The 11,261-nt window shown below is 68.4% G+C and carries 13 protein-coding genes and 1 pseudogene; 8 read left to right on the top strand and 6 right to left on the bottom strand.

Going from position 1 to position 11,261, the window contains the following annotated elements; all coding sequences use genetic code 11:
* The first annotated feature begins 164 nt into the window (after nucleotides 1-164).
* Nucleotides 165-503, top strand: coding sequence for a MerR family transcriptional regulator (locus JHN63_RS46450; protein ID WP_200691171.1), 339 nt, complete (start codon nucleotides 165-167; stop codon nucleotides 501-503).
* A 933-nt stretch (nucleotides 504-1,436) separates the two neighbouring features.
* On the opposite strand, the gene JHN63_RS46455 is transcribed toward JHN63_RS46450, so the two are convergent.
* The 3 genes from JHN63_RS46455 to JHN63_RS46465 form a co-directional block, all read right to left on the bottom strand.
* A complete protein-coding gene (locus JHN63_RS46455; RefSeq protein WP_200691172.1) occupies nucleotides 1,437-1,871 on the bottom strand; it encodes a DUF2267 domain-containing protein in 435 nt (144 codons plus the stop codon).
* 102 nt (nucleotides 1,872-1,973) lie between these two features.
* Entirely contained in the window at nucleotides 1,974-2,363 is a 390-nt protein-coding gene (locus JHN63_RS46460; protein ID WP_200691173.1) for a DUF2267 domain-containing protein, read from the bottom strand.
* A 114-nt stretch (nucleotides 2,364-2,477) separates the two neighbouring features.
* Nucleotides 2,478-2,912 carry an Hsp20/alpha crystallin family protein gene (locus tag JHN63_RS46465; protein WP_200691174.1) on the bottom strand — a complete coding sequence of 145 codons (435 nt, stop codon included), beginning with the start codon at nucleotides 2,910-2,912 and terminating at the stop codon, nucleotides 2,478-2,480.
* Nucleotides 2,913-3,036: 124 nt separating this feature from the next.
* Here JHN63_RS46465 and JHN63_RS46470 point away from each other — a divergent pair, with 124 nt between their 5' ends.
* Nucleotides 3,037-3,699 (top strand): type III effector protein, encoded by a 663-nt coding sequence (locus JHN63_RS46470; RefSeq protein WP_200691175.1) that lies wholly within the window; start codon nucleotides 3,037-3,039, stop codon nucleotides 3,697-3,699.
* Between the two features lie 283 nt (nucleotides 3,700-3,982).
* Here the strand turns inward: JHN63_RS46470 and JHN63_RS46475 are convergent, their stop codons facing one another.
* Together JHN63_RS46475 and JHN63_RS46480 are read right to left on the bottom strand one after the other, a co-directional pair.
* The gene (locus JHN63_RS46475; protein WP_200691176.1) at nucleotides 3,983-4,138 is read right to left on the bottom strand and encodes a hypothetical protein; all 156 of its coding nucleotides are present in this window, start codon (nucleotides 4,136-4,138) and stop codon (nucleotides 3,983-3,985) included.
* A gap of 263 nt (nucleotides 4,139-4,401) precedes the next feature.
* A pseudogene (locus tag JHN63_RS46480) lies at nucleotides 4,402-4,620 on the bottom strand (cardiolipin synthase B); the annotation flags it as partial.
* A gap of 551 nt (nucleotides 4,621-5,171) precedes the next feature.
* Here JHN63_RS46480 and JHN63_RS54500 point away from each other — a divergent pair.
* The 3 genes from JHN63_RS54500 (at nucleotide 5,172) to JHN63_RS46495 (ending at nucleotide 7,734) form a co-directional block, all read left to right on the top strand.
* On the top strand, nucleotides 5,172-5,471 hold the full coding sequence (locus tag JHN63_RS54500; protein ID WP_200691177.1) for a transposase: 300 nt from the start codon (nucleotides 5,172-5,174) through the stop codon (nucleotides 5,469-5,471).
* Entirely contained in the window at nucleotides 5,468-6,355 is an 888-nt protein-coding gene (locus tag JHN63_RS46490) for an IS3 family transposase (protein WP_200691178.1), read from the top strand. The genes JHN63_RS54500 and JHN63_RS46490 overlap by 4 nt, the downstream gene beginning before the upstream one ends.
* Before the next feature lie 194 nt (nucleotides 6,356-6,549).
* On the top strand, nucleotides 6,550-7,734 hold the full coding sequence (locus JHN63_RS46495; RefSeq protein ID WP_200691179.1) for a PP2C family protein-serine/threonine phosphatase: 1,185 nt from the start codon (nucleotides 6,550-6,552) through the stop codon (nucleotides 7,732-7,734).
* Nucleotides 7,735-8,336: 602 nt separating this feature from the next.
* On the opposite strand, the gene JHN63_RS53520 is transcribed toward JHN63_RS46495, so the two are convergent.
* Nucleotides 8,337-8,486, bottom strand: a complete 150-nt coding sequence (locus tag JHN63_RS53520; RefSeq protein ID WP_234478729.1) for an STAS domain-containing protein — start codon at nucleotides 8,484-8,486, stop codon at nucleotides 8,337-8,339.
* Nucleotides 8,487-8,877: 391 nt separating this feature from the next.
* Here JHN63_RS53520 and JHN63_RS46505 point away from each other — a divergent pair, with 391 nt between their 5' ends.
* The 3 genes from JHN63_RS46505 to JHN63_RS46515 form a co-directional block, all read left to right on the top strand.
* Nucleotides 8,878-9,339, top strand: coding sequence for an ATP-binding protein (locus JHN63_RS46505; RefSeq protein WP_234478730.1), 462 nt, complete (start codon nucleotides 8,878-8,880; stop codon nucleotides 9,337-9,339).
* A gap of 672 nt (nucleotides 9,340-10,011) precedes the next feature.
* On the top strand, nucleotides 10,012-10,506 hold the full coding sequence (locus JHN63_RS46510) for a MarR family winged helix-turn-helix transcriptional regulator (RefSeq protein ID WP_200691180.1): 495 nt from the start codon (nucleotides 10,012-10,014) through the stop codon (nucleotides 10,504-10,506).
* A 155-nt stretch (nucleotides 10,507-10,661) separates the two neighbouring features.
* The coding region (locus JHN63_RS46515; protein WP_200691181.1) for a DsbA family protein at nucleotides 10,662-11,261 on the top strand (600 nt) is incomplete at its 3' end.

Here is an 11,261-nt window from a genome sequence, read left to right on the forward strand (position 1 = left end):
GGTCAAGCAACCGCGATCCCAGCACCCCCGACGGCATTCAGGCCGGGGCTGCGGAAACAGAAGGCCGGCGCAATAACAGGGTCGGCAGATGGTGTAAGAGTTCCTTCGGGGCCCTGGTGCGATGAGCACCAGGGCCCCTCGACGCGTTCCACAGAGAGGTGCAGATGACAGCAGACGACTCGTTCGGCCGTATCGACGACGACGATTACCCCGCTTATACGATGGGCGGGGCCGCCGAACTGCTCGGCACCACGCAGGGCTTCCTCCGCGCTCTCGGCGAAGCACGCCTGATCACCCCACTCCGTTCTGAGGGCGGTCACCGCCGCTACTCCCGCTACCAGTTGCGCATCGCCGCCCGCGCCCGGGAACTCGTCGACCATGGCACCTCTGTCGAGGCCGCCTGCCGCATCATCGTCCTCGAGGACCAGCTCGAAGAAGCCCAGCGCATCAACGCCGAATACCGCCGCGCCGCAGAATCGTCGAACCCGACGACCACGGCCTGAGACGGGGCCCGTCAGGCCGAGAACATCAGCCCGGCCTGACCTCGCAGCCCTGCCACCGAGGGATCACGCACGCCGCGTCCCTGACTGCCGCCGACCGCGCGCGCCGTGCTGCTCGCCCAGGCACAAGGAACGGGGACCGGCCCGCAGGAGCTCTGCGGCCGAGGCCACGCCGGCCCCCAGATTCACTCAACACATCAGGGCCGCCCAGCCATTGCTGCGCGGCCCTGATCGTGTGCACCACGGATCCTGTCGACGCCCGGCACGGGACCCGGCCGCTTCGAGCCTCGTCCCGGGCTCGCACACCTCGCCGTAAGCGCTGCCGACGAGCCGGGCCGCGAGGTGATCGTCCCGGTTCACGTCGCTGACGGGCCGGGCCGCGTTTCCTCCCGCCTCCCGCTGATGCGGGAGGAACCTCTTGTGGATTGGACTGGGTGGTGTCCTGATGGACCCGTGGGCGTCGGCGTGGCGGCACGCGTGCATGTGTCGGCGGTCCCGGGTCCGCACCGGCGTCGGATCCGGGCCCGCAAGTCTGCCGGATGGCGTCCGTCAGCGGGAGCTCCTGGTCGTATTGGTCGGCCAACGAACCGCGACGCCGGCGATGATGCCGGGTCAGCCGGCGTCGGCGTGTTCCCGCGCCGCGAAGAACAGCCACCGGCACCGGCTCAGCACGGATCCATCGTTTGATGTTCGGCGGTGAGCCCGAGAACACCGCAACGCCGCCGGTTCGCAGCGCGCGGCGGACGCCTGACTCGTCGGCCGGGGGAGCCGTCGGCCGGATTCCCGGGATGGCTTCGTACGGCCGTAGGCAGAATGGCGGCCTGCCCCGCCCGTCGGTACGAGGCGCCGGGCTCCGGCGATGCCATCGCCGGAGCCTTTTCAGGTTCCCGCTGTTCCTTGGCCGCTGCCGTCCTCGCCCGATGCGGCTCGGAACGGTCAGGCGGGCTGGGTGAGTTCGGCGCGGCCGAACAGCAGCGCGTATCCGGTCGGGAGCTGGGTGAGGATGCGGTCCAGGAGGCCGGGGCCTGCCAGATGGCCGACGACGGCGAGGACGGCTCCGGTGTCCCAGCGGGCGGTCGCGGGGGTGGCACCTGTGCGGGCGGCCAGGTCCTTGACGAAGCCCCAGCCGGTGAGTGGCTGGGGGGCCGGGATCTGGCCGGTGAGGTCGAGTGCTGCCTCTACGGGCAGGCAGGCGGCGAGTTCGACGCGTTCGTCGCCGGTGAGCTGGCGGCCCAGGGCCGCCAGCACGGCGCGCGTGACGTGCTCGGCCCGCTCCCGGGTGGGGTACGCACCCTCGTAGCGGATTCTTTCCAACATCTGGTGAAACGTCGTGCCAGGCCGGGCAGAAGCCGGTTCGCGCAGCGGAAGCATCGGGGAGCGGTCGCCTTTCTCGTGCGATGGGCTTGTCGCTGTTGGGAAGGGCCGGCCGGATGAGGGTCGACCGGCTGTGGGGGCGCGCTGGGGTGTGTGGGTTCAGGTGGGCTCGGGATGGCCGAAGAGGAGGTCGTAGCCCGGGGGTAGTTGGAGCAGGATGCGGCGGGTGAGTTCCTCGCCCGCCGCGTCGGCGGTCACGCTCAGGACGGCGCCGACGTCCCAGGCGGCGGTCTGTTCGGTGGCTCCCTCGATCCATGCCGCGGTCGCCCGCAGGAACCGCTCCGGGGAAAGTGGCTCGGCGGCCCGCAGCGGGTTGAGGAGAACCAGGGCGAAGGTTTCCGGGAGGCGGGCGGCCAGCTCGGCCCGGACCTCGCCCACCAGATGCGCGCCCAGCAGTGCCAGGACCGTGCGGGCGGCCCGCTCGGCGTCCTGGGGTGTGGTGTACTCGCCGCGCTCTCGCACGTGGTCGAGGAATGCTTCCCAGCGCATGGCCGCCCCTGCCTTGTCTGCGTCGTTGTGCGAGGGAGGTAGCGCGGAGGACGGGAGTTGAGGGGGAGACCGATGCCCGTCCTCCGCCGTCGGTGCGGTCGAGGGGATGGCTCCTCAGCCGCTGATCTGCCGGGGCTCGGCCTGGCCGCCGATGGTGATCCTGCGGGGCTTGGCGCGCTCGGCGATCGGGATCCGCAGGGTCAGCACCCCTGCTTCGTAGTCGGCCGTGATGCGTTCGGTGTCCAGGGTGTCGGCCAGCACCAGCTGACGGGAGAAGACGCCCAGGGGCCGCTCGGAGAGTTCCATCTGCACGTTGTCGGCCTTCGCGACCGGGCGGCGCTCGGCCTTGACGGTGAGCATGTTCCGCTCGACGTCGATGTCGATCGCGTCCTTCGCCACACCGGGCAGGTCAAGGGCGATCACGTACTCCTCGCCCTCGCGGTAGGCGTCCATCGGCATCGCCGAGGGCCTGGACCAGGTGCCGGTCACACCCGTCAGCTGCTGGGCAAGCCGGTCGAGTTCGCGGAACGGGTCGGTGCGCATCAACATCGCGAAAACACCTCCACAGGTCTGGCAGGAACTGCCAATGCGCTTCGTCTGACACCGTTGTAGCATGTCATCCAAACGATGACAAGCTGAGTGTCATCCGAACGATGACGCCGAGAGGATCTTCATGAACACCTCCCCCGCACCTCGTGACCCCACCTCGTTCTTCGCCGCCGCGGCAGCGCTCCACGCCATCAACGAAGCCGTCCGCACCGCCCAGATCCCCCAAGCCCCACCACTCGCCGAGGGCGGCCAGGCCAGCTCCGAGCAAGCCCTGGCTGCCCTGCTCATGCTGCGCGAGCTGCGCGAACAACTCGCCGGATGGGAACCCGGACTCATTGAGACGGCCCGCGCAGCAGGCTCCAGCTGGGCCGACCTCGCCCACCCCCTGGGCGTAGCCAGCCGTCAGGCCGCCGAACGCCGCTACCTGCGCGTACGCCCCGGCACCCCCGGCACCACCGGTGAACAGCGCGTCCAAGCCACCCGCAACCGCCGCGCCGCCGACCGCACCCTCACCACCTGGGCCCGCACCAACGCCGCCGACCTGCGCCGGCTCGCCGGCCAGATCACCGCCCTCACCGACCTTCCCGCCCAGGCCCGCACACCCCTGGCCGACCTCACCGAAGCCCTCGGCGACAACGACGCCGCCAGCCTCATCGACCCGCTCGCCGCCATCCGCACCCACCTCAAGGCCGACCACCCCGACCTCGCGGACCGCATCGCCACCCTCACGCACCAGGCCGGCCAACTCGGCCAAACCGGCACCGACCGCCGCCGAACCACCACCTGACGTCCGAACCGACGGCCCCACAGGACACCACGACGATCCGGACAAGGCCCCGGGGCAGGTGTCGACGAGGCGACGAGGCTGCGGACATCGAGGAATTGCGTCCGCGTCGCGGGAGCCGCCGGAGAGGCACATCAGCAGCGCCTTCGGCTCACAGCAGGTGGAGTCGGCCGGCGAACATCCCCATGGCGAGATCGACCCGTGAACCCGTGGCCTGTGCGTGCGAACAGTCGGTTCTCGACGCCCTTCTCGCCGGCTGGAGCACCTTCGCGATCAGGCCGCGGACCTAGAAGTAGTGTTTGCGCCCGCCGATCTTGCGACCGCTCGCCCCGAGAATCCAGAGGACCGCGCCGACCACGACGAGCACACCGCCCACGGTGGTCAGGAGTGAGATACCGACCAGTAGGCCGATGATGAGCAGGATGGCGCCAAGGACGATCATTTCGGTTCCGATCTTCAGATTTCTCGATGTATGGGCGAGAGCCCGGCCGACCGCACTGTCGGCGGCCGGCAGATCCCTGTCGTGCCACCTTCGTGTGCCCCGCTCTCCGCCGACAACGCCACGGTCTTGGATCCTTCGTCCCGGATTTCTTACCGGGCCTGACCGGCAGCGGGCGTGAACGCCGACGTAGAGTGCCGTTCGCGCCCGCCCCGCAGGTCCAGGGACGGGACTGGTCGGCGTGCGCATCGAGGCTGATGGACAGGTCAGAGGAAGCGTCGGATCGGTACGACGGCCGTCTCCCTGGCGCGTTGGAGCAGTGCGCGTCGCTTCCACCGTCCGGGGCTGATGAGTTCGCTGTGATCAAGGTCTTCCGTGAAGTGGCGGTCCAGCGTCGCGATGAACGAGGGGGCCATTACGGCGAGCATGACCTCGTCGTCGTCGTGGTCGGGGGAGCGGCGGTTGAAGTTCGTCGAGCCGATGAGGCGTGATGGCAGGACAGGCACGGGCCCTCCGGTGGTCACTGAGCGTCAAGAACTCGGTGATCACCCAGGCTCGTGCCTGTCCTGCCTCCGGGTCGTCACACGGCCATTCGCCCCCCTACCGTCGGGCTCTCTTAACCCCTGAACATGGGCATTCCATCGCACGCAAATGGAATGCGGGACTGTCAGCCGGATCACGACGCCTTGCTCGCCAAGCGGCAGATCTGTGAGTTTGCTCTGATAGGCGTCGTGGACCTGGTTGGAGAGACTGTTCGTAGTCCAGACATCCGGCACCGGCAGCCTGTTCCTTCACCGCCACTCGACCGTGTCGAAGACGGCGGTCACGGTCTCGACGCTCACGCCCCTTGCGCCCCATCCGGCGCCTGCCGTTGTGCTTGTGTTCCAAAGCCCGCGACAACCCGGGCGCCCGACGACCGGAAGGGGTCGCCGCGTACCGATCAACCTTCGGCATGCTGCTGTGTCTGTGTGAAGCTTCCCCTTGATCGTGGACACCTGGAGACTGGGACCTGAGGTTCCAGAGGAAGTAGCACCAGGTGGGAAGCAAGTACACGAAGCGGTACACAGAGGAGTTCAAGCGGGACGCGATCGCGCTCGTCGACTCCTCGGGCAAGACGGTCACCGCCGTCGCCCGGGAGCTCGGCATCAGCTCCGAGTCCCTGCGCGGCTGGTATCGCCAGGCCAAGGCAGACCAGGGCGGGGGCCGCCCTGGCGAGTTCACCACGCAGGAGCGCGAGGAGCTCAGGCGGCTGCGCAGGCAGAACGCCGAGCAGGCAAAGACGATCGAGGTCCTGCGAAAAGCCGCGGTCTTCTTCGCGAAAGAGAGCGATCGGTGAACGATGCGTACGCGTTCATCGAGGCGGTGAAGACCACCCACGGCGTCGCTTTCCTCTGCAGGCTGCTGAAGGTGGCCCGCTCCTCTTTCTACGCCTGGCTCGCCACGCAGAAGACCCGCGCCGCCCGCCAGGCCGCCGACGCGGCCCTGACCCACGAGATCACCGTCATCCACCTCGTCTCCCGGGGAACCTACGGCGTCCCGCGCGTCCATGCCGAACTGCGGCGTCTGGGACGGCCTGTGAACCACAAGCGCGTCGCCCGCCTGATGCGTGAGCACGGCATCCAGGGCGCCCACCGTCGCCGGCGCCGGTCGCTGACGCGGCCGGACAAGAAGGCCAGGCCGGCCCCGGACCTGATCGGCCGCGACTTCCACGCCGACATCCCCGGCACGAAGCTGGTCGGAGACATCACTTTCCTCCCGACGGCCGAGGGCTGGCTCTACCTCGCCTGCTGGCTGGACCTGGCCACGCGCGAAGTCGTCGGCTACGCCATGGCCGACCATCACCGGGCCGACCTCGTCGTGGATGCCCTCAACATGGCCCACGGCCGAGCCGGTCTGAAACCCGGCTGCGTCATACACAGTGATCGCGGAAGCGAGTACACATCGACCCAATTCCGCGACCAAATCAGCGAGTTGGGGCTGCGGCAGAGCTGCGGACGCACCGGATCATGCTTCGACAACGCCGCCGCGGAGAGTTTCTGGGCACTACTCAAAGAGGAAATCGGCACCCGAATCTGGCCCGACCGGGCCACCGCCCGCGCCGAGGTCTTCAACTTCGTCGAGACCTTCTACAACCGCCGCCGCCTGCGCAAGCACAAGACCTTCGGCTACCTCACCCCAGCCGAGACCAGGCAGCGGCATCAACACACCCTCGCGGCATAACCATCGAGTGTCCGAGATCACGGGCAAACTTCAGTGTCCCACCATCGTCGAAGCGCTGGTCGCCCATGACCACCGGTTGACCGATCCGGGAGCCCCTGACGCCAGCGGTGCTGTCCTGACCTGGTAAAACGGGTTGATGGGGTGACATTGCGAGGAACTGGGGAAGAAGGTGTGGCAGCCGATAGGAGGTTGTCGTGGAGGGTGGAGATCTGGAACTGGGCGAGGTGTTGGCCGCTGCGGAAGCGGCCCCGCCCGGTGAGTCTGTCGATGTGGTGGCACACGACCTGCAGAAGCGGTTCGGTGCGGAGCGTGTGTCTTTCCTGTTCGTTGACCTCATCGGGCAGCGGCTGGTACGCCTCTCCGCGGCCGGCGGTGAGGTCGACGACCCCGGTGAGTCGCTCTCCCTGCGGGGCAGCGTGTACGACGACGTTCTGCAGAGCCAGCGTCAGCAGGTGGAGGCGGACGGCCAGGGCGGGCAGTGTGTCATCACGCCGGTCACCAACCGCGGCGACTGCATCGGCGTCCTGGAAGTTACCTTGCAGTGCGTGGATGACACCGTGCTGCGACAGGTCCGTGAGGCGGCGCACGCGCTGGCTTACATCATCGTCACGGATCGCCGTTTCACCGACCTGTACCACCTGGGCCGGCGTACCACCGAGACCAGCCTGGCCGCGGAGATCCAGCACCAGCTGCTTCCCTCGGCACCCTGCTGCGAGGCGGAGCAGTTCACACTCGCCGCCGGGCTGGTCCCGGCCGACGACATCGGCGGCGACACCTACGACTACACCCTCGACCGCGACACCCTGCACCTGTCCATCACCGACGCTATGGGCCACGACACGAACTCCGCCCTTCTGGCCACTCTGTTGGTCGGTGCCCTGCGCAGATCGCGCCGCAGTGGCTGTGACGCCCTCAAGCAGGCCCACCACGCCCACCAGGCCCTGCTGAGCCACAGTCGCGGCCTGGCCACCGGGCAGTTGCTGTGTGTCGACCTCGGCACCGGCCGGTGTGACCTGGTCAACGCCGGCCATCCCCGGCCGCTGTTGATGCGTGATGGCGCCGTCGAAGAGGTGCACCTCGCCGTCAACCTGCCCTTCGGTGTGTCGGCACCCACCTCCTACCGTCTCCAGGAACTGCAGTTGCGTCCCGGAGACCGCCTGGTCCTGCTCACCGACGGAATGCAGGAGCGCGGTGCCGCCGCCGTCGACCTGGCCTCACTCGTCCACGACACCCGCACTCTCCACCCGCGCGAAGCCGTCCGGAGCCTGACCGCCGCGGTGCTCGCCGCCTGTCACGGCAACCTCAGGGACGACGCCACGGTTTTGATAGTCGACTGGCACGGTGATCGCCGCGGATCGGCGGCAACAGACCGCCCCTAGCGGTGATCAGCCGCAACGATCGGGTCAGTGGGTCAGGCATGAACGCCGTCGCTGGTCGTACACAACGCGTGTGACCGTGGATATGAGGAGGACTCAGCTGGAGGGGGAGGTTGAGAAGACAGCCTCTGCGACCTCTTCGCCAGTCGCGACCGGCGAAGAGCCCCACGCGTCAGTGATCTTCGCGTCGCGCGGAAGGGCGTCTTGCTGCTGCACTTCGGGGCAGGCGTACTGGAAAACCCGCCTTAGGGAGTCCCGTCATGACGACCTCTCGCCAGCCGTGGCCCCTGCCCGAGGAAACGGCCTGACGTCGAGGTGGCCCGTCTTCGGCAGGAGAACGCCGAGTTGCGCCCGGCAATTGACTCCTGTGCGACGGTCGACCAGGCCATCGGCGTCCCTATCGCGACGTACGGCGTTCCGGCGGCTGCCGGGTTCTAGGTGCTGCGCGAGATCGCCCGCACACCGACAGCAAACTGCGCAGGGTCACGGAAGCCCTGATCGGCTGCGCGTTGGGGCGGCCGAAGCCGGAGGCGCTGGACGCGGCCGTGCAGCGGTGCTCGCGATAACAGGATGCGCCGGATTACGTGGGCGCGGAGATCAGAGGTTCAGTGCCTGCTCGACGGGGGATGGCAGCTGATGTCGTCGACGCCGGCGATGCGCAGCCACCCCTGAGTTGCGCCCACGCGCTTGTAGGCGGAGATGAGGATGTTGATCCCGCTGGAGTCCATGAAGGCCACCTGGCTGAGGTCCACCACGATCCGCACAGGCGCCGGCTAGCCATTCTCGGGCAGCAGCCTTCGCGGAAGGTGCCCTGGACATGGTGGTCGATCTCGCCCCGCACGGTGACGACTCGGACGCCGTCCATCACGCGGTGCTCGATAGACAGCCTCTGCGGCCGGTCTGCTTGCTCGATATTGGTCACCGTCTCGTCGGCTGCGCTTACGCTGTCCCGGGTCAGGGCGTGCGCAAATGATTCTGCCCACGGCCCCAGCCGGATGTACTCGGACGGCTGTGCCGTACAACATGCTTCTGTCATGTATGCCAGGAGGGCGGGTACCACCCGCGCGGTCATGGACAGCAAATGAGGCCGACGCCAGTGAGATCCGATACCGCCGGTGACGGCTGTCCGGAGGGGATGCTTACCTGATGCGCGCCGGCTACGCCCTGGACGGGAAAGCCGTCTGCATCGCCGACGCCCGTCATCACGCCGCCGCTTTCCTCGATCGGGCGCACGCCGACCATCAACTGCCCGTGCCCGCACCTGCCAGAGACGTCACCCAGCTGGTGGTAAGCGAGCTTGTCACCAACGTCCTCAATTACGCCCCCGGCCCCGTCCTGATGGAACTGCGCATCAACGCCCACGCCGTGGACATCGTCGTATGGGACAGCGACCCCACCGTCCTCACGGCCCGGGCCACCGATCCCGACCGGATTGGCCAGCACGGCCTGGAGATCGTCAAGGCCGTCACCGAATCGCTCCTCACCGAGCAGGAGCCGGTAGGCAGGGGCATCACGGCCCGCCTCGCCCTGCTCGAACCACCTCTTGTGCGAGGTGGCAAGAGCGGCATGCGTCGAACGCGGAGTTCTCCGGTGCGCGGTCGTGTGTGAAGACGCCCTTGTCGCCGCCGACCCGGATGGTACAGGGACGGGGCGCGAAGTCGGCGAGGTGCGGACGGGCGGTCACGCTAAGAGCGAGCGGTTGAAGGAAGACGGCGATCCGTTGCTGCTGCGGGCTCGCATGGTGGATGCCCGACACCGGGAGCTGCACCAACGACCCGTTTCGGCCGAGACTCTGCGGAGGGAACTGCACGTTGGCGCTCGTCGATCGAGGCAGTTGACGGCTTTCGTGCGGGGGAGTCGGAATGATGCTGGGAATGCGGAGGCGCCTCATGAGCGGGTGGACGGGCAGAGGATGTGGCGTCCTGAATGAGCTCTTGGGGATGGGCCGCATCTGCCTAGGGACGGTGAGCTGGCTAGGCGTCAGCGTTCGTTCTCCAGCGGGGCGAGCAGTCCGTAGGCGCCTGCGTGGGAGAACTTACTGATCACATTCACCAAACTCCCTGGCGTCGGCGACGGGCGAATCGCGACGACCGCGAGCATCGCCATCGCCTCGTGCTGAATCGGGGCTGACGGCTTTGCCGATGCCGCCCCGGCCTCACCGCGCGGCGGGCACGGATGGGGCACCTTGTCGCTCGACTGGTCCAGGTGCCTCCGCCGGCCCCGCATGTCCGAACGTGATCGGTACGGTGGTGTCGGGACGACTAGAGGGGCGGCGCTGCCGTGGGTGAGGAAGCGGAGATCAGGACGGCGAATGAGGCCGCCGGCCATGAACTCATTCTGGCCTTCGGGCGACTGCAGGGGGCGGCGAACCGGCTGGAGTACATCCTCGGCCGGGCGCTGGAGGCGGAGTGCGGCATCGGCCATCTGGTCTTCGAGGTGCTGCTGATCCTCGGTCGCGCGGGCGAGCCGGGGCTTTCCATGCGTGCCATCGCCCAGGAGCAGGTGCTGACCACGGGCGGCGTCACCCGGCTGGTGGACCGCATGGAGACGGCGGGGTTCGTGACGCGCGCGGACTCCCCCGACGACCGGCGCGGAAAGCTGGTGCGGCTCACGCCGCTGGGTGAGGAGACGGTCGCACGCGCGTCCCACGTCCACCTGGAGAACATCAAGCGGTACCTCGTGGATCCCTTGCCTCCGACGGACCGGAAGTGGTTCGCGGAGGACCTCCGGATTCTCAGCCACACGGCTCGGGACTTGCTGCCTCGCCTGCCCTGACCTGCGGACCAGCGGCCACGCTGGTGTAATGACGTGGTCAGCCACACCTGTGTGCCCCACCTCACACGAACCTTGAAATATCTGATGCGTCAGTTACTGTCCTGTCAGGTGAATCGCTCGCAACCCGCGGGCGCACATCCCTGCCGAGGTCCTCGATGAAGCTCGTCTACGTCTTCGACGCCTACTGCGGTTGGTCGCACGGATTCTCCGGAACGCTGAGCGAGGTCGCCGCCCGGCACCCCGAACTGCCGGTCGAGGTCGTCTCCGGCGGCCTGTTCACCGGATCGCGGCAGGTACCCCTCCGCCAGTTCGGCTACGTCCAGGGCGCGAACGCCAAGATCGCCGAGCTGACCGGCTCCGAATTCGGCGAGGCCTACGAGGAGTTGATCGCCGACGGCTCCTTCGTGATGGACTCCGAGGCCGCCGCCCGCAGTGTCGCCGCCCTGCGCCAGGCCGCCCCCGACCGCGCGGCGGAGCTTGCCGCTGCCCTCCAGGCCGCCTTCTACGTCGACGGACGCAGCCTGTCCGAAGCGGCCACCTACCGGACGGTCGCCCAGGCCGCCGGGCTCGACGCGGATGCCGTCGTCGCCGCCTTCGAAGCACCCGACGCACAGACCGCGGCCCACGCCGACTTCCGCCGCGCGGTCCAGCTCGGCGTTGCCGGGTTCCCCACTCTGCTGGCCGTCGACGGCGACTCCGTCACCCCGCTGGCCTACGGCCAAGCCACCGCCGACGAGGTCGACGCACGCTTCTCC

Source organism: Streptomyces sp. MBT65, assembly GCF_016612545.1.
In the GTDB taxonomy this organism is placed as follows: Bacteria; Actinomycetota; Actinomycetes; order Streptomycetales; family Streptomycetaceae; genus Streptomyces.